Source organism: Pantoea sp. B566 (assembly GCF_024793925.1).
Taxonomy (GTDB): domain Bacteria; phylum Pseudomonadota; class Gammaproteobacteria; order Enterobacterales; family Enterobacteriaceae; genus Pantoea; species Pantoea ananatis.
The window spans coordinates 3,116,212-3,139,050 of record NZ_JANUQL010000003.1; the positions used below are offsets into that span (position 1 = coordinate 3,116,212).

General features: G+C 54.7%; 18 protein-coding genes. 8 read left to right on the plus strand and 10 right to left on the minus strand.

The window, feature by feature from the left end; all coding sequences use genetic code 11:
- Positions 1-10: 10 nt before the first annotated feature.
- Positions 11-1,321: a cytochrome c gene (locus NYE92_RS16215; RefSeq protein ID WP_259019154.1), complete on the plus strand. Its 1,311-nt coding sequence runs from the start codon at positions 11-13 to the stop codon at positions 1,319-1,321.
- Between the two features lie 43 nt (positions 1,322-1,364).
- Here NYE92_RS16215 and NYE92_RS16220 read toward each other — a convergent pair whose 3' ends face one another.
- On the minus strand, positions 1,365-2,774 hold the full coding sequence (locus NYE92_RS16220) for an MFS transporter (RefSeq protein ID WP_013024203.1): 1,410 nt from the start codon (positions 2,772-2,774) through the stop codon (positions 1,365-1,367).
- A 355-nt stretch (positions 2,775-3,129) separates the two neighbouring features.
- Positions 3,130-4,674, minus strand: a complete 1,545-nt coding sequence (locus NYE92_RS16225; protein ID WP_014595085.1) for a methyl-accepting chemotaxis protein — start codon at positions 4,672-4,674, stop codon at positions 3,130-3,132.
- 571 nt (positions 4,675-5,245) lie between these two features.
- Between NYE92_RS16225 and yjdN the strand changes: the two genes are divergently transcribed.
- Complete coding sequence (gene yjdN / locus NYE92_RS16230; protein WP_022622130.1) at positions 5,246-5,683, plus strand: VOC family metalloprotein YjdN; 438 nt, start codon at positions 5,246-5,248, stop codon at positions 5,681-5,683.
- Positions 5,684-5,769: 86 nt separating this feature from the next.
- On the opposite strand, the gene NYE92_RS16235 is transcribed toward yjdN, so the two are convergent.
- The 3 genes from NYE92_RS16235 to NYE92_RS16245 form a co-directional block, all read right to left on the minus strand.
- Positions 5,770-6,636: a nucleoside-specific channel-forming protein Tsx gene (locus NYE92_RS16235; RefSeq protein ID WP_259019155.1), complete on the minus strand. Its 867-nt coding sequence runs from the start codon at positions 6,634-6,636 to the stop codon at positions 5,770-5,772.
- A gap of 274 nt (positions 6,637-6,910) precedes the next feature.
- Complete coding sequence (locus NYE92_RS16240) at positions 6,911-8,260, minus strand: HAMP domain-containing sensor histidine kinase (protein ID WP_029569372.1); 1,350 nt, start codon at positions 8,258-8,260, stop codon at positions 6,911-6,913.
- Positions 8,257-8,916 carry a response regulator gene (locus NYE92_RS16245; RefSeq protein WP_014595088.1) on the minus strand — a complete coding sequence of 220 codons (660 nt, stop codon included), beginning with the start codon at positions 8,914-8,916 and terminating at the stop codon, positions 8,257-8,259. The genes NYE92_RS16240 and NYE92_RS16245 overlap by 4 nt, the downstream gene beginning before the upstream one ends.
- Before the next feature lie 224 nt (positions 8,917-9,140).
- Here NYE92_RS16245 and NYE92_RS16250 point away from each other — a divergent pair, with 224 nt between their 5' ends.
- The 3 genes from NYE92_RS16250 (at position 9,141) to NYE92_RS16260 (ending at position 11,924) form a co-directional block, all read left to right on the plus strand.
- A complete protein-coding gene (locus NYE92_RS16250) occupies positions 9,141-9,509 on the plus strand; it encodes a helix-turn-helix domain-containing protein (protein WP_014606915.1) in 369 nt (122 codons plus the stop codon).
- A gap of 185 nt (positions 9,510-9,694) precedes the next feature.
- Complete coding sequence (locus NYE92_RS16255; protein WP_015701240.1) at positions 9,695-10,591, plus strand: LysR family transcriptional regulator; 897 nt, start codon at positions 9,695-9,697, stop codon at positions 10,589-10,591.
- 109 nt (positions 10,592-10,700) lie between these two features.
- Entirely contained in the window at positions 10,701-11,924 is a 1,224-nt protein-coding gene (locus NYE92_RS16260; RefSeq protein ID WP_259019156.1) for an MFS transporter, read from the plus strand.
- Between the two features lie 48 nt (positions 11,925-11,972).
- On the opposite strand, the gene NYE92_RS16265 is transcribed toward NYE92_RS16260, so the two are convergent.
- The 3 genes from NYE92_RS16265 to NYE92_RS16275 form a co-directional block, all read right to left on the minus strand.
- Positions 11,973-14,363 (minus strand): glucose/quinate/shikimate family membrane-bound PQQ-dependent dehydrogenase, encoded by a 2,391-nt coding sequence (locus tag NYE92_RS16265; protein ID WP_019106831.1) that lies wholly within the window; start codon positions 14,361-14,363, stop codon positions 11,973-11,975.
- Positions 14,364-14,629: 266 nt separating this feature from the next.
- Complete coding sequence (locus tag NYE92_RS16270; protein WP_013024213.1) at positions 14,630-15,235, minus strand: hypothetical protein; 606 nt, start codon at positions 15,233-15,235, stop codon at positions 14,630-14,632.
- A gap of 559 nt (positions 15,236-15,794) precedes the next feature.
- Positions 15,795-16,955 (minus strand): Gfo/Idh/MocA family protein, encoded by a 1,161-nt coding sequence (locus NYE92_RS16275; protein WP_014595093.1) that lies wholly within the window; start codon positions 16,953-16,955, stop codon positions 15,795-15,797.
- 274 nt (positions 16,956-17,229) lie between these two features.
- On the opposite strand from NYE92_RS16275, the gene NYE92_RS16280 reads away from it, so the two are divergent.
- Together NYE92_RS16280 and NYE92_RS16285 are read left to right on the plus strand one after the other, a co-directional pair.
- Entirely contained in the window at positions 17,230-18,105 is an 876-nt protein-coding gene (locus NYE92_RS16280; RefSeq protein WP_019105643.1) for a BadF/BadG/BcrA/BcrD ATPase family protein, read from the plus strand.
- Entirely contained in the window at positions 18,102-19,220 is a 1,119-nt protein-coding gene (locus NYE92_RS16285) for an ROK family transcriptional regulator (RefSeq protein ID WP_013024216.1), read from the plus strand. Before NYE92_RS16280 ends, NYE92_RS16285 begins: the two co-directional genes overlap by 4 nt.
- Positions 19,221-19,242: 22 nt before the next feature.
- On the opposite strand, the gene NYE92_RS16290 is transcribed toward NYE92_RS16285, so the two are convergent.
- Together NYE92_RS16290 and NYE92_RS16295 are read right to left on the minus strand one after the other, a co-directional pair.
- Positions 19,243-20,334: an ABC transporter ATP-binding protein gene (locus tag NYE92_RS16290; protein WP_158150505.1), complete on the minus strand. Its 1,092-nt coding sequence runs from the start codon at positions 20,332-20,334 to the stop codon at positions 19,243-19,245.
- A gap of 12 nt (positions 20,335-20,346) precedes the next feature.
- A complete protein-coding gene (locus tag NYE92_RS16295) occupies positions 20,347-20,946 on the minus strand; it encodes a GNAT family N-acetyltransferase (RefSeq protein WP_041930951.1) in 600 nt (199 codons plus the stop codon).
- Between the two features lie 526 nt (positions 20,947-21,472).
- On the opposite strand from NYE92_RS16295, the gene NYE92_RS16300 reads away from it, so the two are divergent.
- Positions 21,473-22,804, plus strand: coding sequence for an extracellular solute-binding protein (locus NYE92_RS16300; RefSeq protein ID WP_259019506.1), 1,332 nt, complete (start codon positions 21,473-21,475; stop codon positions 22,802-22,804).
- The last annotated feature ends 35 nt before the right edge of the window (positions 22,805-22,839 follow it).

The following is a 22,839-nucleotide window of genomic DNA, read 5'->3' on the forward strand; positions in this document are numbered from 1 at the left end:
GAAGATGGTGATGAAAAACGGTATTTTAGCCCTGGTGTTGGGCAGCCTCGCCTTCGCCGCCCTGGCGGATGACAGCACGGCGGATCGGGTCAAACGCGGTGAATATCTGGCGCGCGCGGGCGACTGTGTAGCCTGCCACAGCAGTGAAGGCGGCAAGCCCTTTGCAGGGGGATTGCCGATGGCCACGCCGATTGGCACGATCTACTCCACCAATATCACGCCGGATAAATCGACCGGTATTGGTGACTACAGCTACGACGACTTTCAGAAAGCCGTGCGGCACGGTATCGCGAAAAACGGCGATACGCTCTATCCCGCTATGCCTTATCCGTCTTATGCCGTGGTCAGCGATGAAGACATGCAGGCGCTGTATGCCTACTTCATGCACGGAGTTGCCCCGGTCAGTCAGGCCAACAAAGAGAGTGATATTCCCTGGCCCCTGTCAATGCGCTGGCCGCTGGCGATCTGGCGCAATCTGTTTGCACCGGATGTAAAGGCGTTCCAGCCTGCCGCGCAGGAGGATGCGACGTTGGCGCGCGGCCGTTACCTGGTAGAAGGTCTGGGCCACTGCGGTGCCTGCCATACGCCGCGTAGTTTTACCCTGCAGGAAAAGGCGTTAACCAATGCCGGGGGAACGGATTATCTGGCGGGCAGCAGTGCGCCGGTTGACGGCTGGACCGCAAGCAATCTGCGCGGAGATAACCGCGATGGCCTGGGCCGCTGGAGTGAAGATGACCTGCGCCAGTTCCTGCGCTATGGGCGTAACGACCACACGGCGGCATTTGGCGGCATGTTGGACGTTGTCGACCACAGCCTGCAGCACCTGACGGATGAAGACATCACGGCCATCGCCCGCTATCTGAAGTCGCTGGGTGCCAAAGATCCGCATCAGGTGGCGTTTAGCGTGGATGACGCGACGGCCAAAGCCTTATGGAAGGGCGACGACAGTCAGACGGGCGCCGCGACCTATGTGGACAGCTGCGCAGCCTGCCATAAAACCGATGGCAGCGGCTATAAACGCTTCTATCCTGCGCTGCGGGGCAATCCTGTGGTGATGGCAGACGATCCGACCTCGCTGATTCACATCGTGCTGGTTGGTGGCGAACTGCGTGGAGTAAAAGGCGCGCCTTCAACCATCACTATGCCGGCATTTGGCTGGCGTCTGAACGATCAGCAGGTCGCGGACGTGGTGAACTTTATTCGTCGCAGCTGGGGCAACAATGCGGCGGATAACGTGACGGCGAAGCAGGTGGCTGCCCTGCGTGAAGAGTTCAAAGATCGTCAGGGCAATGCAGATATTAAGGTGTTAGAAGGGAAGTAAACCTCAGTGTTTCAGCCTTCCCCGCAGGGGGAAGGCTGAATGTTCAGATGTGTTCCAGCCTGATACCGCGCGTCTTAGGCCCGAAAACGCCCACCGACAGCATCACCATCAGCATACTCAGCACGATAAACGCGATAACGCCATGCGTGCCGGCGTACTGTAAAATCACACCGATCAAAAGACTGCTGAATGCGGTTGATAACCGGCTGAACGAGTAGCAGAAACCCACTGCCCGTGCGCGGATGTGCGTGGGGAAAATCTCGGTCTGATAGGCATGATAGCTGCAGGTCAGCCAGGCATTCGAGAAGGTGATCAGGAAACCGCAAATAATCAGCAGTACCGGGTTGGTTTGCAGGGCAAACAGCGTACCGAATACCACCGTCATGAGCGAAGAGAGAACGATTTGCCATTTGTTTTCGAGCTGGCTGGTAAAACTGCCACAAATCAGCGATCCAATCGGGTAGGCAAGCGTGATAAAAAACGCATACAGCAGGCTGTGGGTGATCGACGTTCCCTGACCGGACAGCAATGCCGGCAGCCAGTTACCAAAACCATAAAAACCAATCGCCTGAAAGAAGTTCATGACCACCAACATAAGCGTGCGCTTGCGATAGCGGGCTGACCAGATCTCCCGAAAGCGGCTCTTCTCCGGTTTCTTGTCTGAGACGGACGGCTTCGTCAACGGCAGGCCCGGGGCGATGCCGCACCGTTTTTCCATTTTCGCCATCACCTGATGGGCCTCATCGACGCGCCCCTGCTGCACCAGCCAGCGAGCGGACTCTGGCAGGTTTTTGCGCACAAACCAGATCACCAGTGAACAGACCGCACCGGCAATCACCACCCAGCGCCAGCCTTCCAGCCCAAGGATATTTTGCGGCATCAGCCACCACGACATGAGCGCGACGGCAGGCACCGACAGGAACTGGATAAAAAATGAAAAGGCAAAAGCCCGGTTACGCAGGTGAGTGGGCACCCATTCACTCAAATAAGTATCAATGGTGACCAATTCTACGCCCAGCCCAATCCCCACCAGAAAGCGGCACAGGATCACCATCTCCGCGCTGTGCTGAAAAGCCATGAGCAGTGAAAATACGCCGTACCAGGCCAGGGCACAGATAAAGGTCAGTCGACGACCAAAGCGGTCGGCAAGGGGCGTGAGCAGGCTGGCGCCAACAAACAGCCCCAGGAAGGTAGCGGAAGCAAACGCAGCCTGATCGGTAATGCCCAGTATCCCGGCACTGCCCGCGTGAAAGATACCGGCCGCCAGCAAGCCAGTGCTGATATACCCGGTTTCAAACAGATCGTAAAGCTCAAAGAACCCGCCCAGCGCCAGCAGCGAGATAAAGCGCCATAAACCGACAGAAGAAGGTAGCGCATCAATGCGCTCAGCTAAGCTGGTGTTGGCCGACGATGCCGCCGTCGGTGCTATCCCTGTGATGAAGGCTGGTGTCATGTAAGGTGAACCTCATGTCAGGATGATTGCCATTCCCGCTACAGGCCGTGATGTGTTTTGAAAGCGTTGCCCATTCGCGAGCCGTGAAGCAGCAGAATAATCAATTACCTGATTCTTGCCGACAGGAATAGTGATGAATTTTTAGCAACGCATATTGCAGTATTGACTGGGACGGTTTTTAGGGCAGAACGGCAGGCGGCCGAGGTAAAGGCACAAGAGCCGGTCAGGGCACAAAGGCGCGGTCAGCCGTCACCACGATTGGCGGGCCGGTAAAGGCCAGGCACTCACAGGCTGACGCCGCGCCGCACAGAGTCTGTTTCCCGCTCAGGCCTGATCACCCGAGCGGGAATCCGTTTTAGACGCCAGACAGGCGGAAAGCAGAAACGGAGTGGGTCAGGTGCTGAGCCTGCTCTTCCAGCGAAGCAGCCGCGGCGGCCGACTCCTGGACCAGCGCGGCGTTTTGCTGCGTCACACCATCCATCTCAGTGACCGCCTTTTCAATCTGGCTGATACCGTGATGCTGCTCATCGGACGCGGTTGAAATGTGGTCCATCAGCTCGTTCACCCGGCTCACCGAGGAAATAATCGCATTCATCGCCTCGCCCGTGCGGCTGACCTGATCAGAACCCACGCGAATCGTCGCGACCGATTCGGCAATCAGCCCTTCAATTTCTTTCGCCGCCACGGCGCTGCGTTGCGCGAGATTACGCACTTCACCGGCGACAACGGCAAAACCCCGGCCTTGCTCACCGGCGCGCGCCGCTTCGACGGCGGCGTTCAGCGCCAGAATATTGGTTTGAAAAGCAATGCTGTTAATAACGCTGGTAATATCCTCGATCTTCTTCGAACTTTCATTAATTTTGGCCATTGAAACGATAACCTGCTGAGAAACCTTCTCGCCGGTTTCTGCGTTCTGTACCGCTTCGTTAGCCAGACGGCAGGCTTCAAACACGTTGTCCGTGTTCTGTTTAACGGTTGCCCCTAACTGCTCCATGCTGGCCGCCGTTTCCGTTAGCGCCGCAGCTTGCTGCTCGGTACGGGACGCCAGATCGATATTACCGCTGGCAATTTCCTGTGAAGCACAGGACACCGCGTGGGTTGAGTGGCGCACCCGGATAATAATGTCCGTCAGAGACGTCCGCATTTGCTCCATCGAGCTCATCAGTTGCTGAATTTCGCTCTTCGAGCCGATTTTGACCGGCACCGGGTGATCGAGCACGCCTGCCGCAATCTCGCTGCAGTGCGCTTTTGCGTTATTGAGCGGCGATAAGATATAGCGTCTGACAAAGATCAGTATCGCAATGATGATGGCCAGGAATAACAAGCCAAACACGATGAGCAGCGTGATCCCGGATGAAAAGTTGCCCTGGGCGTCAGTATTCAGTTTCTTCGCATAAGCCTCGTGTTGGGCCAGCACCTGATCCAGCACGATTTCATACTGCCGGTCGAGGCGGACTACGTTGGCAATTTGATTTTTAAAGCGCTGCTGATCGCGGGCTTCGGCCGCTTCAATCAAGGGTTGAATTCCCTGATCGCGATAAGCCAGATAGGCCTGACGATAGCGGTCTGCATCGGCCTCTTCACCCGGAATGCGTGGCGCACTCAGATAAGCCTGAAAGGCAGCATCGGCTTTAGCCGCGACGCTTTTCACGCTGTCCAGAGAATAGCCGCCCTGCGGGCCGTCGTTCTCAATTTCTTTCATGTATTCCATCAGCCGGACGCGTAACGTTCGGCTGTGGTTGATAGGATCGATAACTGATAACACTACGCGGATTTCTTTATTAACCGCATTTAACGACGCGTTGCTCCGGGCCAGTAACCAGATGCTGACCGATATGCTGATAAGAAAAAGAATTAACAGGAACGACAAAACCAGTAGTGAAGATTTTTTTAACGACATTACGCAGTCCTGAATAGGGGATTATGGACTGATATATCGGCATCAAGAGGGTAAATATTTAGTGGGAACGTGCTGAAATTAATAAACAATAAGGTGGGTAAAAGATGAGCGAAATAATGAACCAGATGATTCAATATTATTACCTGATGATCTTTTCTGCCGGTTCGGTTATTTCGCCCTTTACGTTAGATAACCTGAGTTTTAGGGCCAGACAGATTTAACAAAGCCCGAACGATCGGCGCGTGCACAGGATGACTGCTGGCGATAAACAGCACGGCGCAAGAGGTGATGTATCGTAACGCGTTATAAACTGGCCTTTTATTTCATCATTCGACGGTCATGCTTTGTTATTATTGCCATGACAATAATATCTGACAGGAAATCACGCTTTTATTGTTGTCAGGTCTGGTCCTGTTTTATTTGTAAAATCAACAGAGAAAAGGCTGACCTACGTCAGGTAAATAATCCGAATGATGAATCTTTATCCGGTTATCGTCGTCAACCCTGACCTGTCGTCTACACTTATTACATCGTTATAAGGAAGTCTCTACTCACCGGTATCGAGGTAATAATGCAAGTATGTCCCTATTTGTTTCTCTATGGTCGCTGTGAAGAAGCGATAGAATTCTATTTGCAGGCAACGGGTGGAAAACTGCTGCAAAAAATGACGTTTGGCGATATGCCGGAGCAGGGTGAACAGGTGGGCGATCGGTCCGCTCCGCCGTTGCCCCCTGAGAAAATTATGCATGCGCACCTCCGCATTGGTCAGGGTGAGCTGATGATGAGTGATGGCAATCCCCATCAGCCTCCGGCCTCAGAACACGCGGGCTATGCCGTGAGTCTGGCAACCAATGATGCAGAGCAGGGTAAGGCATGGTTTGAAAAGCTGTCTGCAGGCGGGAAAGTCACTACGCAATGGCAGGAGACGTTTTGGTCTAACGGCTTCGCCATGTTTATCGATAAATTCAATATTCCATGGCGCATCAACGTGGTAAAACCCGACGCGTAATACGCTGCAGTCTGTAAAGACGCGAGGCCTTCCCTATGGGAAGGCCTCAACGTTTGCCGCCACCTCTTTTCGCGGTGCAACAGCAATCAGAAGTTATAGCCAGCGACCAGGTAGTAACCCCAGCCTGTGGACTTGATTTCAGACGCGCTTTCACCAAATCCTAACTCCTGACCCGCTCCCCACTGACCGCCGTTATGAAAATAACGGGCGACGGCCGAGAAGTGCCAGTGATCGTAACCCAGCGACAGGATATGGCTGGAGGCGATTGAATTGCTGGTGCGAATCGGGCCACTCTTTTCGCGTAAGTCTGAACCCCAGTCGAAGTTGGTAAAGCCTACGTAGCCAAGGTTACCGCCCCACAGGGTGGTGATCGGCATAAAATATTTCACTTTGAAGCGATAGCCATCCCAGCTGTTTTCATTCGCTGCACCGTAGTTTTCCCACTGGTATTTGGCATAGACGTTAAGCGACAGACCGATATCGCTGTGCGTATCGATGTCGGTGCCCAGGCCCATATACCAGGTATTCTGACGGTTGGCGCTGTTGCGGCCCATATCGTAGATATAGTTGTTCGCGAAGTACCACTCTTTAAACGGACCAAAGGCCAGGCTGGTGCCGGTCAGTTTATCAATGGAGAAACGCGGCTCAATTTCCATGAACAGCGGCGAACCGTGGTCGAAAATGCCGTTAGCATTGCTGTTGCCCACGCCAAAGAAGTTCGGCAGATCAACGTAGCCGTAAAAATCAAACCAGTCTTTTTTCGCAAACGCTTCATATTCCAGATAGACGTCATTATTGAACTGCGGTCCGAAGCGAGTGTGGTAACTGCCCACCACGTTTACGCTCTGATGCCACCAGTCGGAAACGTACTGGGGAGCATTGTCAGCAGCCTGCACTGCACCGTTTAAGGAACCTGCCAGCAGGGCGCCTGCCATTAACGTTTTAAATTTCATTATATTTTGACCACTGGTTTTTATGCGCAAGACAATCGTTTGCGCGCTGTTTGGAAATCAATCCCAAAGGTTGGGCAGTAATGTACTCAGGCCGCCTGTTTTAGTTAGCGTAGCGTGCCTGTAACAGAGAGATAGAAAATAGCTTTTGGTCACATTTGTCAAAATGTGTTGCATAACAATTCATCAATATTGTGATTCTTGTCACAATATTGTCTCAGGCGAACGGAACCAGGCAACCGTTTACGTTGTCCGGTTCCGAATCAAACAGCGAGGATCAGGGAAAAGTGACGCGGACCTGAAAACCGCAACGCACACCGTGCGGATTCAGGCAATTGGACAGGGCAACGCGGATATGATGTTTGTGCGCCACGCTTCGTACAATAGACAAGCCTAACCCGCTCCCCTGGGCTTTAACATCCGGGGCGCGGGCAAAGCGATCAAACGCGCGTTCAATAAACGACTCCGGCATGCCAGGGCCGTTATCGACGATATCTACCACGGTTTGCCCGTCAACACGGTGCAGCAGGACATCCACCAGGCTGCCTTCAGGCGTATGAAGCATGGCATTGCCAATCAGGTTATCAAACAGGCTTCGCAGCTCCGATCGTCCGGCCTGCAACTGGTAGTGCGTGGTGCCGCTAAAGCCAATGTCGATACCGCGTTTATCTGCCACCACCATGAGCTGCTCAATGCTCTCTTTCAGCACATCTTCCAGCGCGATAGTTTCGAGGCTTGCGACAACCGACTGATCTTCCCAGCGTGACATATTCAGCAATTGGGTCACCAGATGGCGGGTGCGGGTCACGCCCGATTCCAGTTGTGCAAACTGACGGCTGGCCTCGCCAGGCTGAATATGCTGCCGCAGGTTCTCCAACTGCAACGTAACCGCCGTGACCGGCGTCCGCAATTCGTGAGCGGCATCTTCCATAAACTGGCGCTGTGAAGACCAGGCCGCACGAAGTTTATCCAGCAGCGAATTATAGGCGGCGACCAGCGGCTGAATTTCATCAGGCAGGCTTCCCGGTGAAACGCTGTGTGGGTGATGGGCATCCTGCGCGGCAATCTCCCGGGAGGCAACGCGCAAATCCCGGGTGATTTTGCGCACGACCAGCCAGATAACCAGTAATGACAGCGGCATCATTAAAATCAGCGGAATAATCGCCGACAGCGCCCGCCTCACCATCATTTCTTTCATGTAGCTGAGATTGAGCATCACCTGAATGGTCTTTATCTCGCTGCCGGGCTGGCCGGAGCGGGTATAAATTCGCCATTCGCAGTCGCGGCAGCCGCCGATCTGCACATCTTTGTAGCCGTTTTCGGCCTGTAACGGCGCGTGCAACTCAGGCCAGGAGCTGGAGCGTAGCTGACCTTTGGCATCCCATAGCTGAATGACGAAGGCGCTTTTGATCTTGTGCGCTGGCGCAATAAGCGGCATCAGTGGAGGGATTTCGCGATTCACTGACCAGGCATCGGCCAGCTTGGCGAGCTGCTCATCCTTGATGACGCCCACCATTTCACCGTAGCAGCTAAAGAAATACCAGGCCACGCCGCCAATCATCAGCAAATGAATGACCAGTAACGTACTGAGTAATTTATTCCGTAACGATCGCATAAAGATTTTCATATTGCCGGTACTCGCCAACCCAGTCCGCGCACGTTGCGGATCACATCATTATCCAGCTTGCGCCGCATGCCGTGGATTAATACGTCTACTGCATTGCTGCTGACTTCTTCGCCCCAGCCATAGATGCGGTTCTCTAACTGCTCGCGTGACAGGATGGCACCGGGCCGCTCCAGCAGCGCATAGAGCAGGGCATATTCCCGGGCGGTTAACTGCTCACGTTGCCCTTTGTACAGGACTTCGCGCGTCAGCATATCCAGTTGAACATCCCCGCTGCCCAGCACCGAATCGGCGGAACCGTGATGGCGCCGGGTAATCGCACGCATGCGGGCCATGACCTCCTGAAGATCAAAAGGCTTAAGCAGGTAGTCATCCGCACCATAATCCAGGCCCTGTACGCGCTGAGCGACCGTATCGCGGGCGGTAAGGATCAAGACCGGTGTGGCATCCCCGCGCCCGCGTGCCCGTCTCAGCACCTGCAATCCGTCGTCCCGGGGTAAGCCAAGATCAAGCAGGACGCAGCTGTAGCCGCCTTCGCTCCAGGCGTTTTGCGCATACACGCCATCGCGTACCCAGTCAACTGACCAGCCTGCCGCTTCCAGCGCCTGCTGCAAATTCGCGCCGATCATTTCATCATCTTCGACCAACAAAACGCGCATGGATGATGCCCTCCCGAAAAATGGCAACAGTGTAGCGCTGGATTATTAGCGCAGAATTATTGGGGCGCTCAGCCTGCTAAAAGGCCGGGGCGCGCCGGATGCCTGTACCTAAAGAGGCGATTTTACCGCTTTGCTAATTCTGCGCTAATTTTTCGCTAATTAAGGGATAAATTTAACGCGCTACAGTGTGTTCCCTGCACATCTGCTTTAACCAGGAGAACACCATGAATCAGCGCGAGTTTATTCGTAGTTTGCTGGAATGGATAGAAAGCAATTTAGGACACGATCTGCATCTGGACGAAGTTGCTCGCCGCGCGGGCTATTCCCGTTGGCACCTGCAACGGTTATTTCGCCAGCATACCGGCTTCTCACTGGCCGAGTATATCCGTCAGCGCCGTCTGACCGAGTCGGCCCTGACGCTGCTTAACAGCAACGAAGCGATTTTACAGGTGGCGATGAGCTATGGGTTTGATACCCAACAGGCCTACACACGAACGTTTAAAAACTATTTTATGGTCACGCCGGGTCAACTGCGCCGTCAGCGCCGGGTAGAGCCAGATCGTTTATTATTCCCTTATGCCATGGCAAGTTAGTCTCTGTATGGACATTCCCATCCGCGAACTTGTGGGAATGTCCATGCATCGTCAGGGCTGCCTCGCGTCCTTTTTCCTGCTCCCACGCTGTCCGCTTTCCTTCCGTTGCTTTATTCTGACTGCCTGAGGCACGGCGTCGTGGCTGTGCAATAACCTTCAGCAGGCCGATTTGTCCCAGGAATCCGATGACTAACAGCGATAACCTGATCGCCATGATGTTGTTTGCGCGCGTGGTGGAACTCAAAAGCTTTACGGAAGCCGCACGCGTACTCGGCGTGTCAAAGTCCCATATCAGCCGGGAAATTGCCGGGCTGGAACAGCGGCTGGGCATTCGGCTGCTCCAGCGTACGACTCGCCGGATGACGCTGACGGAACTCGGCCAGGCTTACTATCCCTTTTGCGTGCGTATGCTGGACGAAATGCACCGGGCCGAAGATTTTGTGCAGCAGGCTCACCAAAATCCTGCCGGTAATGTCCGCTTACAGGCGCCCGTCACCTATGGCTGCCAGTGCATCGTGCCGCTGCTGAATCGGTTTCTGCGCGGTCATCTGCACATCAATGTCGATCTCAGCCTTACGGATAACAACGATGAGACCCTTGGCGACGGGGTAGACATCGCGATAGTTATCCGTGCTCATGCGCCCCGCCAGGGCAACTTTCGTGTTTTGAGCGACATCCACTGGGGCCTGTACGCCGCGCCTGACTACCTGGCGCAGCATCCTGCCATTTCGCATCCGCGCCTGTTACCCCGCCATGATCTCTTGATGTTTCACGGTCCGGCGCACACGGCGGCACTGCCTTTTCGTCGCGATAAGCTGCGTCTGGCGGTAGACGTGCGTAGCCGCTTTCGGGCCAATAACAGTATGGCGCTGCTGAACGCTGCACTGGCGGGCAACGGCATCGCCTATCTGCCTTCCTATATGGTGCAGGAGGCGCTGACGCAGGGGCAAATTGTCCAGGTGCTGCCGGAGTGGCAGATGGATCGCTCACAGAGTTACCTGCTGAGGCATCAGGACATCGCATCGGCCTCTCCCATCAACCTGCTGTGCGATACGCTGATCGACCAACTGGGCGCGCACTGATTGTTGCAGTACAGCAACAAAACAGGCCAGTCAGCAAATATCGCGCGCCGACTGTTGTTGTCTCGTCACCATTGTTAGCCTGAGTCCCTAAATACGATGGGGATATCGCATGGAAATCACGTCTGAGGCACCTGTATTCCACCACTGGAAACGTAACTTATGGGTTTGCGTCTTTGGCTCGTTTACGACCCTGGTCGCCATGACCTTGCTGCTGCCTTTTTTACCCTTGTATGTTCAACAGCTGGGCGTACAGCACCCGGCGGCCATTGCGCGCTGGTCCGGCGTGGCCTATGGCGCAACCTTTCTCAGCGCCGCGTTAACCGCGCCGCTGTGGGGCAGGCTGGGCGATCGCTACGGCCGTAAGCTGATGCTGATCCGGGCGAGCCTGGGAATGGCCCTTGCCATGGCACTGATCGGCATGGCAACCGCTGTGTGGCAGCTGGTGGCGCTGCGTTTACTGGCGGGATTACTCGGGGGCTATTCTTCCGGCTCCACCATTCTGATTGCTGCGCAAACCCCTAAAGCGCATACCGGATGGGCGTTAGGCGTGCTGGCATCCGGCATGATGGCCGGTAATGTTATAGGCCCCATACTGGGCGGTGTACTCCCGCCGCTGATCGGCATTCGGGCTACGTTCTGGCTGACGGGGGCGGTCATTTTTGTGGCATTCCTGGCGACCACCTTTTTGCTGAAGGAGCCAGCCGTGGCGCGTAAGAAGGTGCAGAGCGTTTGTCCTCAGCCGGGCGAGGCTGCTGCTCCCTTTGACCGGGCGATAGTCAGGCTGATGTGGTTAATGGCCATGCTGCTGGTGTTTGCCAATATGTCGATAGAGCCTGTCATCACGCTGTATATCGGCCAGTTTTTACATCAGGAGCATGCCATCATCCTGATGTCCGGCCTGGTGATGGCCGCAGCCGCGCTGGGCAGTATTCTTTCAGCACCCTTTGTCGGCAAGCTGGCCGACCGCGTGGGGCACTGGCGGGTCCTGAGCGCTGGCCTGTTTGGCTGCGCGCTGTTACTGATCCCTCAGGCTTTTATTACCGATGCCTGGCAGCTGCTGCCGTTACGTTTCCTGATGGGCATGTCGCTGGGCGGTCTGATGCCCTGCATTACTGCCATTATCCGTCACCACGTTCCCGCCGTGCAGGTGGGGCGCATGCTCGGCTATTCGACGTCGGCGCAGTATATCGGCCAGGTCAGTGGTCCCCTTTTTGGTGGGGTGATTGGTGGCGCGTGGGGAATGCGGCCAGTATTTCTGGCCACCTGCATGGTCATGGGGCTGTGCGCCTGGTTAAGCTGGCGCTCCCCACGCACAAAAGCGCAGGGCAGATAGCAGGCATAAAAAAAGGCGGACCGGAGTCCGCCTCTGTTCAGGTGTTAATTACTTCTGGTCGGGCAGCGCATAGGCAATCACGTAATCGCCCAGCTTGGTGCCGAATGAACCATGGCCACCGGCAGCAATCACAACGTATTGCTTGCCGTTAACTTCATAGGTCATTGGCGTTGCCTGACCACCGGCTGGCAGGCGCGCCTGCCACAAGAGTTCACCGGTGTCGGTGCTGTAAGCGCGCAGGTAGTTATCAGCCGTTGCGCCAATAAAGAACACTTTGCCTGCGGTGGCAACCGGTCCGCCCAGCATTGGCATACCCATTTTAAAGGGCAGCGGTACAGGTGAGCTGTCACGAACGGTACCAATACGTTGTTTCCACACCACTTCGTTGGTTTTCAGGTCAACAGCAGAAACATAACCCCATGCAGGTTGTTTACACGGCAGACCAAAAGGTGACAGGAACGGATTCAGTTCAACGCCATACGGCACGCCGTACTGCGGCTGAATACCGGTTTCAGTACCTGAACCGCCCGTTGCGCCTTTTGGTGGCTCTTCCGGATTACCCGGACCGCGTGGGATCAGCTTAGACACGAACGGCAGCGCCATTGGGTTAGCAATCGCAATCTGACGATGCGGATCAACGGAAATGCCGCCCCATTCAAACATGCCCAGGTTGCCCGGGAAGACCAGGGTGCCCTGCTCAGAAGGTGGCGTGAACGGACCTTCGTAGCGCAGACGTTTGAAAATCACGCGGCACACCAGTTGGTCATACATCGTCGCGCCCCACATGTCCTTATCCGTCAGGTTCTGTTTCGGACGGAAGGTCAGTTCAGAGTAAGGCTGTGTAGCTGAGACATGGTCGCCCTTAGCCGCGCCCTGCGGAACAGGGGTTTCCGGGGCCGGAACCACAGTTTTACCTGTGCGGCGATCCAGAACAAAGATGTTCCCGGTTTTGGCAGGGGCATAGATAACCGGCACGGTGTTACCGTCTTTATCGGTAATATCCGCCAGCGTCGGCTGCGAAGGCAGGTCCATATCCCACAGATCGTGATGCACAGTCTGATATGACCACACCAGCTTACCGGTCGTCGCGTTCAGCGCCAGCACGCTGCTGGCATAACGTTCCTGCTCAGGTGTGCGGTTGCCGCCCCAGATATCCGGCGTGGTCACCCCCATTGGCAGGTAAACGATATCCAGCTTCGGATCGTAAACCGCAGGTGCCCACGAGTTAGGGGAGTTCATGGTGAACGTGTGTTCATCCGCCGGAATCGCGTTAGGATCTTTCGCGCCCGGATCGAACACCCACAACAGCTTACCGGTGTTCACATCAAAGCCACGGATGGCGCCTGAAGGCTCACGGGTTGAAAAGTTATCGGTTACCGCGCCGGCCATCACAATGGTGGTGTCAGTAATCACCGGTGGCGAGGTTGGCTCATACATGCCTGGCGTTGTGACCGGCTGCTTGTGCTGCAGATCCAGCTCACCGTTGTTACCAAAGGCCGGGCAGCGTTCACCGGTTTCCGCATCCAGCGCAAACAAACGCCCGTCATTGACTGGCAGGTAGATACGACGCGAGCACAGCGCAGGCTGGGTATTGGACGCATCCTTCGCTGCAGGGAATTCGTGGTATGACACACCACGACAGGTCACGTGCTGGAAGGTTGGGTTGGTTTTCAGGCCGGGATCAAACTTCCACTTTTGCTTGCCGGTGGCCGCATCCAGAGCAAATAAAATCTGATGTGGCGTGCAAAGATACAGCGTGTCGCGAATCTTGATTGGCGTCACTTCATCGGTAATTTCGCCCGGATCGCTTGGGCGTTTCATATCACCGGTCTGGAATTGCCAGGCAACCTGCAGTTCTTTCACATTGTCGTGGTTGATCTGCTTGAGCGGCGAGAAGCGCGTCCCTTGCTGATCGCGCGCATAGGCCGGCCAGTCGCCATCAGCAATATTGCTCAACGGCTGTGCCTGAGGCGCATTATCCGCTGTTGCCGGTAATGCACCGTTAACCACTTGCGGATCATTAAAGACGGAATAGGTTAACACCGCTGCACTGGCAACCAGCGCTACGCCCATGGCACCCAGTGCGCCTTTACCCGGCTGGTATAAACCGCGATAGACAAAGGGCAACACCAGCCAGACGCCAAAGATCACCAGTACGTCGGTACGCGGTGCCAGTGCCCAGAAGTCGGTGCCGACTTCCCAAACGCCCCAGGCCAGCGTAGCCAGCAGTAAGAGCGCATAGACAACCAGGGCAGCGCTGTTACGTCGCCACAGCAGGAAAGCGGTAAGCAGCATGGCTGCACCGCCGATGACGTAGTACCAGGAACCACCGATCGTGGCCAGCCAGATACCACCAATTAACATGAACGCACCCGTTAGCACGGCGAACAGCACCGTTAAAAAACGGACCACGCTAAAGGATGAGGAGTTTTTCCCCATAATGTTGACCTCATTTCGTTGCCAGAAAACTCAGGAAAACAATCAGATAGATTGTTGTCAGTCATAAAGTACAAAAGATGAAAGGCATTCTTATTTCGCTCTTCCCTGAAGCGTGATGATCCATATCTGTTAAATGTTATAGCAAAATTGGTATGAGTTTTGATTTTTTTGGCTTAAAGCTCTTAACAACGCATCTAAGGCAATACTTTAGACGGTGTTAATGGGGCTTGCCGATATGATTCAATAGTGCCAGGAGATAAGAAAGGTTAAAGCGTAAAGGGAATGAGATCGCCAGACGCGCGTTGTAATTGCCAGCCGCTAATGTTAAGTGCCGCGAGTTGCTCTGCTGATAACGTCGGTTCGTAACCGCGCACGATAATCTCGGCGCCTTTCCCTTTTAATGACTCAAGAAAAAAAGGAAATGTAAATTTCCGATAGTTGTCATTAAAGAATGAATAACTTAAGACAATGGCGGAAAAAGGAAAGGATTCGACTAAATGCCAGTCTGCGCCAGGCGGTGCAAAATCAAAAAGCCAGAAACGATAAGCGTTAATTAATTCCAGTAATTTTTCCTGATGGGCCCTGAGGTTGCGATAATTAATACCAATACGCACCCGCGCATCCTGTAGGTGTAAATAACGTTCAGGATGCTGAATCCATTCTTTTAACTGTGCATCACACAGGGGGATAATGATTAATGCTTCTTCAGTTGCAAGATGGTTGTGCAATGAAATAATGTTGTCATCGTTAAGTATCCTTTTCGTCGGTTGTGTGCAGTCCGAATTCGGGAGGTGGTAACAAATACCGGCCACCTGACTCGTGACGTGATGAATAGGCTCAGTAATATAAGGGTTATATCCGCTATTTTTCATTATCTCATCGAAACTATTTAACGTTTGCTGTGAATTTTATTTTTTGCATAACGAGAGGGAAGTACGGCGATTAATATACGCGATTCTCCTGGCAACACACGTTTTTTATATATTAATCAGCACTTTTTTGTTATCCGTTATTTAAATTTATATGCACTCTAATGATAACGTTAAATGGTCTTTTCTGGCGTGACTACTCGTCGAAAGCGTTAATTCACCCTGCACGTTGTTTTGTAAAACGCGTAATAAACGTCATCTGATTATCAGCAGAAAGTGTCGTTCTGATGTCACAACGGCCGCTTCGTTTACTGCTTTATCTTATCCTGAGTTAAGTTATCAGCAGAGCAGGCGGTTTTTTTTAATAATCATCCGCACAGGTCAATCCTCATGGAAAACGCAGGCGGAAACGCCTGATGCCGCGTGACGCTTGCCCGCAGGGCAGGAGAAGTACAGGTGTGGAGGAATAAAAAAACCGGCCTGAGGCCGGTTTAAGTAGGGTACCAGTCGTCGAGCTATGTTTAACCTGATGGGCTCGGGGGAGTGAGCTATCAGGAGGGAACTAGTGCGTTCCCGTTTTTCCCAGGTTGGCGTCAAAACGTGTCCAGCTTTCGGTCAGATCGATGACGCTGCGGGTTTTGCGCGCTTCATCAATCTTAATGGCCGTCAGGCCGGCTTCCAGTGCGTCAACAACAGAAACTTTTAGCGGCGTTCCCTGCTTGACGTGCTTAACGATCTCTTCCGCCATTAAGGCATCGGCACCGTAATGACCGTCATAGGCGTTGCCGCTGTAGGCGGTTTCCACTTCTTTTTCGCCGGTGCGTGCGTTGTGCACGCGAAAATAGTTACGGACAAAATCGCCTTCAGCCATGCCGTCAGTGCCTATCACGCAGAACCGGCGGAATTCGTCCGGGACGTTGAGGTTAGCGTGAAAAGACAGCGTTGCGCCGCTGGCGTACTCAATCAGGGCGGTCTGGTAATCGACAATATCGGCATCGCTGCTAAACACCGCGTCGGTACTCGACCAGCCGCTGGGCTTAGTGTGATAAATCTCAGACTGCTCGGTGATCGCACCTTGTGGTGCATGCTGAGGCGTGAACGACTTGCGTCCGCCAAAGCTGGCTACCCGAAGGGGGCGCTCCTGCATTAATCCCTGGTAGAGATCGATGTCGTGACAGCATTTTTCCAGAATATAAGGACCGGCATACTTTTCGAGCCTGCGCCAGTCGCGCTGGAAGAACGCGCCATGATAAGGCTTAATATGTTCTGTCGCTTCAATCGAGGTGATTTCACCCAGGCGACGATCGTCACGTGCTGCCAGCAGATCGTGATAGAGCGGCGAGTAACGCAGCACCAGCCCTACCAGAATACGGTCTTCGCCATACTGCTGAACCAGTTTTGCCATCGCCATCGTTTGTTCTTCGTTAATCACGACAGGCTTTTCAGTAAACACAGTATAGCCTGCTGCAAGCGCCTGTGTGACATGCTCAAGATGCATAAAGTTAGGCGAGCCCACCAGCAGCAAATCAAAACCACCCTGTTGCAGCAGCGCCTCAACGGAATCGAACGCTTTGCCGGGATCGATGCCGAAACTGTGCAGATTCGGCAAACCGGCCGGTGCTGGATCGTAATAACCTACCAGCGAAAATTCGGTATCAGCCTTGTGAAACTCTTTAACGACATGAGAAAGACGAAAGCCGAGACCAATAATGCCTACTTTCATGGTAAACCCCTGATCCTGAATTCTGACAACGGTGAGTACGCCGCTGACGGGACGCAATGATGGAAAGACTGGCTACCAACTTATTACGACAGAAAAACTAATGTCAATAACACGTTGTGTGATTTGCATACGTATTTTTGGATATTTCATTGATTTTAAATAATAAATAGTTATTGTTTTTTGCCTATATTTATTTGTTATTGCGATTTAAGTTTTTTTCACCTATCGTTCGCAGATTACAGAATCGAGATGCGTTTACGGCGGGAGGAAGCGCGTGCAATCACACTATCTCCTTGGTATTGATGGCGGCGGTACGCAGTGTCGCGCGCGGTTGACCGACGCGAATGGCAACGTGCTGGCTCAGGCGGTGGGCGGCCCTGCCAACGTCTGGTCACAGTTTGATGCGGCTCTGAACTGCGTTGAGCAGCTCATGGCAGCCGTGCTGTCTCAGGCAGGGCTGACGCCAAAGGCGCTGGCGCAGACCTCGCTGGTGGCAGGATTAGCCGGTGCGAATGTGGCCTCGGTTAAGGCGCGCCTGACGCAATGGCAGCCTGCCTGCGCGACCGTGCAGGTGGTCAGCGATGTTGAGATCGCCTGCGCCGGCGCCCATGCGGCGGCACCCGGTGCGGTTTTTATTATTGGCACCGGTAGCCAGGGCGCAGCCTGGGATGGCGAGCGGTTTACGCTGCTGGGCGGCTGGGGATTCGCGCTGTCCGATCACGGCTCCGGCGCTGAGCTGGGGCGACGCGCGCTGCGGCTGGCATTACTGGCCCATGAAGCCATTGTTGACAGCACAGACTTTACCCACGGCCTGATGGCACAGTTTAACCACAGCCCGGAAACCATGTTGATGTGGACGCGAGAAGCGATGCCCGCCGACTGGGCGCGCGTGGTGCCTGATGTATTCGCCGCCGCGCACGCGGACGATCGTCATGCCGTGGATCTCCTGCAGCAGACTGCAAGCGATATTGGCTTAATGGTCAGCCGTCTCTCTACCATCAGTCAGGGATGCGTCGCCCTCATGGGCGGGCTGGCCACACCGATTCAGCCCTGGCTGAGCGCGGAGAGTCAGGCCCGGCTGGTCGCTGCGCAACACGATGCTCTGGACGGGGCATTAATGATGGCCCGGGCAAATCTGAGGACGCTATGATTGCTCCAAACGTTACCGCGCGCATTCTGAGACTGATCGTGGAACATGCGCCTGTCAGCCAGTCTGACCTCAAGGTCCGAAGCGGACTCAGCATGTCTACCGTCTCCCAGGCGACCAACCGACTGCTGGCGCAGGGCATCGTGCAGGAACTGGGGCTGCGCCGCGTATCAATGGGGCGGCCTAAAACCTTGCTGGGGCTGAATCCCGATCGCGCCAGCGTCATTGGCATTCAGCTTAACGCCGAACGTAACCTGATCGTAATGACCGACCTCAGCGGCAATCTGCTGGGAGAACAGCAGATGCCTTCCGGCGCCATCACGCCACGACAGCTGGGCGATGCGCTGGCTAAATTTCTACGCGGCGTGGAAGAAAAACAGGTTGGCGCGATTGGCCTGGCCTTATCCGGTTTAGTCGATGCCGAAAACGGCTACTGTATTCGTTCGAAAGTGCTCGACTGGGAGAATGTCCCTATCGCGCAGATGCTGGAAACACGCTTTTCCCTGCCGGTATTTATCGAAAACGATGCCAATGCGATGGCGATGGCCACCCTGGTGTTTGGCCAACTGGGCAACGCGCAGTCAGCGGTTATTGCGACTTACGGTAAAGGCATTGGCGCAGGCATTATTCTTAACCGCCGACTGTATCGCGGGCGACATGGCAAAGCGGGCGAGATCGGTAACGGCCTGGTCGGCGATGGCTCGCTGCGTCTGCTCGAGGATGTGGCCTCGTCCCGGGCAATCCTGCAACGTGTCCAGCAGGATGAAGCGGGCGGTCCGCTAACGTTGCAGGCGCTCGATCAGCGGCCCACGGCCGAGGTGCTGAGCGCACTGGAAGAGGCGGGACGTGAACTGGGAATTTCCCTGGCCAATCTGTCGGTGGCGTACGATCCTGACGTCGTGTTCCTGGCGATGGAACCGCACATGGCTTCACGTATTCTGCTGGACCACATTACCCAGAGCTTTCAGGCCTATCGTCTGAAGCTGACGCCACAGATGACACCGCTGCAGTTTCTGACAGAATCAAACCGCATGTGGGCGCTGGGCGCGGCAGGCTTTGCCGTGAATATGCTGCTCGATCTGCTGGCTGCCCAGGCGGATGAAGAACCCGTGACCTGACGGCGCCGCAGCGCCATCCTGTTTAACGCAGACGCTGCCCCTGCTCATCAAACAGCAGGCAGTGGTCTGCCGATAAACCCAGCCTGACCTCCACGCCTAAATCACGCCGTTGCGCCTCGCGCGCCTCAACAACCAGCATCTGTTCAATGCCTAAATCAAGGTAAAGATAATTGGTGTGGCCGAGCATTTCGGCAAAGGAGAGCGTGCCGCTGAACTGACGTTCGGCTGGCGTTTCCGCGGCGGGCTGCATGTGCTCGGGACGAATGCCCAGGGTGACGCGCTGGCCCTCGCGGCAGGGCGCCGCAATCTTTAGCACCAGCTGCGTTATCTTCAAATCCGGCACGCATAACTGCACCTCACCCTGACCCGTGGCGGTGACTTCGGCTTGGAGGAAATTCATCTTCGGCGAGCCGATAAAACCGGCCACAAACAGGTTGTCTGGGTCGCTGTATAACGCTAACGGCGCGCCAACCTGTTCAATCCGTCCTTTGCGCAGCACCACGATACGATCGGCAAGCGTCATCGCCTCCGACTGATCGTGGGTCACATAAATCATGGTGTTGCCCAGCGAGGCGTGCAGGCGGGCAATCTCGATGCGCATTTGCAGACGCAGCTCGGCATCCAGGTTGGAGAGCGGCTCATCAAACAGGAAGATGCGCGGATGGCGAATAATGGCGCGGCCAATGGCCACGCGCTGACGCTGGCCCCCGGAAAGCGCCCGTGGCAGGCGATCCAGCAGTTCGGTCAGGTGCAAGCGCGCGGCGGTTTGTTCAATTGCCTGGGCTATCTCGGCTTTCGGCTTTTTCATCACCTCAAGCGGATAGGCCAGATTACCGCGCACCGTCATGTTGGGATAAAGCGCATAAGACTGAAACACCATGGCGATGCCGCGTTCGGTTGCGGGCTGACGGGTCATGTCTTTATCGTCAATCAGCAATGTGCCGTCAGTAATTTCTTCCAGCCCGGCGATCATCCGTAGCAGGGTAGATTTACCGCAGCCGGATGGCCCAACGAACACCACAAATTCGCCGCTGTTTACCCTGAGATCGACGCCGTGAATCACATCGATATGGTCATAGGACTTCTTAACGTTCTGTAAGCGCAGGCTGGTCATAAACTCTCTCACTTAAAGTAACTGGCCCATATATATGGCGTTGCTGCGCAGGATGTGGCTGAATCCCATGCGTTGATAGAACGCGCACACCTGTTCATTTTGCAGGCTGACGCCAAGGTGAACGCCTTTCACGCCGGCCTGGCGTAGCGCAGCCAGTTCCTGTGCAATCATCCTGCGGCCCCAGCCGCCTTGCTGCACCGGCGGCAGCAGATTGATATGTAAATGCGCGGGCCACTGTGTCACCAGCTGCGCATCGGCACGTTCAGGCTGACGGATGCTGTCGAGAATTTTGCTGTCATAGGGGGCGCTGGGCGTGCGGTCACGGTATTTTTCCTGAAGCTGAGGCCACCAGTGCTGCTCAAGCTGCGCTTCAAAGGCGCGGGTATCGGGCGTAGCGACAACATAGCCCATCACTTCGCCTTCCACGTCCAGCACAAAGGCAAAATCCGGTGCAAAGCGGGCGTAGGGCACCGCAAAGCGCTGTCCAGGATACTCGGGATCGGAATAGTGGTTACGGGCATCCTTACCGGCATTGGCGGTTTCCAGACAGATGCGGTAAAGCGCTGAATAGTCCGACTCGGTGGCCGGACGAATGACACCTTGATTCGCCATCGTCATCTCTCACAGGTCAGTAGTTGAACAACCTCACGGTAATGAAAGCTGACTTAGTTTTCAAGATGGAATAATTGCCCCGCTATCCTGAACTCGCCTCCGCTCGGATCTTATTAGCTGACCAGGCCAGTCCCTGTGGGCTTCTGTCGCAGGCGGTGAACCGGCAGGCGGCAATCGTCAGAGGAAATAAAAAGTTAAAAATGTGAGCGTCATATGATTTTCATATTTTTTATCAGCAAGTTATTACGCCATTTTTAGGCTGGTTTATCGTGCTGGCCCGCGGCGAACGGACACCGATAACGCGCCAGATTTGTGCGGATTTCTCTCCACTTATGCTGAGCGTTGCCCTGTCAGCGTGTTTTTTTGCGCAGGCTCACAACCTGGCAATTCCCAAGGTGGGATGTTTGACTTTATTTTTTTATTAAAGTAACTATGAGTGAGAAGGTGATTTATGCGGCGACAGTCTGCGGGATTGCAGACCCTGTGAAGAAAGGATGCCCATCCTGTATTGGAGAAAGTGAGCATGATGTCTGATTCCTCAGTTCGTTCGTTCCGTTTTCGCACTTCGGTTCGTAGCCTGTTGGCGGCGGGCTTGCTGATGGGCAGCGTTGCGCATGCCGACAGCACCGTTACCCTGAATGAATGGGATATCTACAGTTATCCTCAGCAAACGGCGGCCGTCGATGAAGGTATTAAAGACTTTTCCCAGCAAAACCCCGGTATCGTTATCAACCGGTCCGTGCACTCCTTTGAAGACACGCGCATTCCTCTTAAGTTGGCCCTGACCGCAGGTGAAGGTCCGCAGATTGCCCAGGTGAATCAGGGCGGCGGCGATATGGGATCGCTGGTCAAAGACAAACTGCTGCTGCCGCTGGATAGCTATGCGGCCGAATACGGCTGGACCCAAAAATTCCCGGACTCCATTCTCAAGCGTAACCGCTGGTCTGACAGCGGCCAGTTTGGCAGCGGCAAGCTGTACGGCGTGGCCAGCCTCGGTGAAATGGTTGGCCTCTATTATAACAAGGCGCTGCTGGATAAGGTCGGTATTGCGGTACCGAAAACCCTGAGCGAGCTTGACGCCGCAATGGCAAAACTCAAGCAGCAGGGCACGCCGCCAATGATGCTGGGTTTATTAGACGGCAACATGGGGCAGCAGTTACTCAGTACGCTGTGGGAAGCGCAAATTGAAAGCAGCGACCGCAAAAAACTGGATGATTTGATTTACGACGTGGGCGGCACGTTCAAAGATGACAAGCTGAAAAAAGCGGCCACCATGATGAAAGGCTGGGCGGACAAAGGTTATCTGTTCCCGGGCTATCAGGGCATTGGTCATGATGATGCCGCCACGTTATTCCAGAACGGTCAGTCTGCGTTCCTGGTGAGCGGAACCTGGTATCTGGGCCAGTTTAAAGACAACAAAGATATTCACTTCACCGGGATGCCAGCCGGTGACGGCGTTAAGCAGCCGTTGATGGTCGGCGGAACCGATCTGGCCTTCTCGATGACCAGCATGGCGAAAACCAAAGCCCAGCAGGATGCCGCCGCCAAATTTATTAACTATATGGTGTCGGACAGCATGGCAAACCGCTGGCTGAACGTTGGCTTCCTGCCGGCCAGTACCAATAAAGACGCAAAAATCCCGGCGGATAATCCGCTGTTAGGCGAAGCCTGGCAGGTGTGGCTGAACCTGAATGCCTACGACGGTCTGGGCCATTATGTCGACTGGGCAACCCCGACCATGAACGCCGAACTGAATCAAAACGTTCAGCTGCTGCTGGCGGGCCGACAGACGGCTGAGCAGATGGTGATTAACTTCGATAACAACTATCAGCGTTACATGAAAACCCTGAAACACTAAGCCGGTTGCCCGGCAGCGAACCTGCCGGGCCTGAA

What these genes read in the sequence shown, in the direction of transcription:
- NYE92_RS16215 (WP_259019154.1), top strand. Translation starts at nt 11, where the DNA reads ATGAAAAACGGTATTTTAGCCCTGGTGTTGGGCAGCCTCGCCTTCGCC.
- NYE92_RS16220 (WP_013024203.1), bottom strand. Translation starts at nt 2,774, where the DNA reads ATGACACCAGCCTTCATCACAGGGATAGCACCGACGGCGGCATCGTCG.
- NYE92_RS16225 (WP_014595085.1), bottom strand. Translation starts at nt 4,674, where the DNA reads ATGTCGTTAAAAAAATCTTCACTACTGGTTTTGTCGTTCCTGTTAATT.
- yjdN (WP_022622130.1), top strand. Translation starts at nt 5,246, where the DNA reads ATGCAAGTATGTCCCTATTTGTTTCTCTATGGTCGCTGTGAAGAAGCG.
- NYE92_RS16235 (WP_259019155.1), bottom strand. Translation starts at nt 6,636, where the DNA reads ATGAAATTTAAAACGTTAATGGCAGGCGCCCTGCTGGCAGGTTCCTTA.
- NYE92_RS16240 (WP_029569372.1), bottom strand. Translation starts at nt 8,260, where the DNA reads ATGAAAATCTTTATGCGATCGTTACGGAATAAATTACTCAGTACGTTA.
- NYE92_RS16245 (WP_014595088.1), bottom strand. Translation starts at nt 8,916, where the DNA reads ATGCGCGTTTTGTTGGTCGAAGATGATGAAATGATCGGCGCGAATTTG.
- NYE92_RS16250 (WP_014606915.1), top strand. Translation starts at nt 9,141, where the DNA reads ATGAATCAGCGCGAGTTTATTCGTAGTTTGCTGGAATGGATAGAAAGC.
- NYE92_RS16255 (WP_015701240.1), top strand. Translation starts at nt 9,695, where the DNA reads ATGACTAACAGCGATAACCTGATCGCCATGATGTTGTTTGCGCGCGTG.
- NYE92_RS16260 (WP_259019156.1), top strand. Translation starts at nt 10,701, where the DNA reads ATGGAAATCACGTCTGAGGCACCTGTATTCCACCACTGGAAACGTAAC.
- NYE92_RS16265 (WP_019106831.1), bottom strand. Translation starts at nt 14,363, where the DNA reads ATGGGGAAAAACTCCTCATCCTTTAGCGTGGTCCGTTTTTTAACGGTG.
- NYE92_RS16270 (WP_013024213.1), bottom strand. Translation starts at nt 15,235, where the DNA reads ATGAAAAATAGCGGATATAACCCTTATATTACTGAGCCTATTCATCAC.
- NYE92_RS16275 (WP_014595093.1), bottom strand. Translation starts at nt 16,955, where the DNA reads ATGAAAGTAGGCATTATTGGTCTCGGCTTTCGTCTTTCTCATGTCGTT.
- NYE92_RS16285 (WP_013024216.1), top strand. Translation starts at nt 18,102, where the DNA reads ATGATTGCTCCAAACGTTACCGCGCGCATTCTGAGACTGATCGTGGAA.
- NYE92_RS16290 (WP_158150505.1), bottom strand. Translation starts at nt 20,334, where the DNA reads ATGACCAGCCTGCGCTTACAGAACGTTAAGAAGTCCTATGACCATATC.
- NYE92_RS16295 (WP_041930951.1), bottom strand. Translation starts at nt 20,946, where the DNA reads ATGGCGAATCAAGGTGTCATTCGTCCGGCCACCGAGTCGGACTATTCA.
- NYE92_RS16300 (WP_259019506.1), top strand. Translation starts at nt 21,473, where the DNA reads ATGTCTGATTCCTCAGTTCGTTCGTTCCGTTTTCGCACTTCGGTTCGT.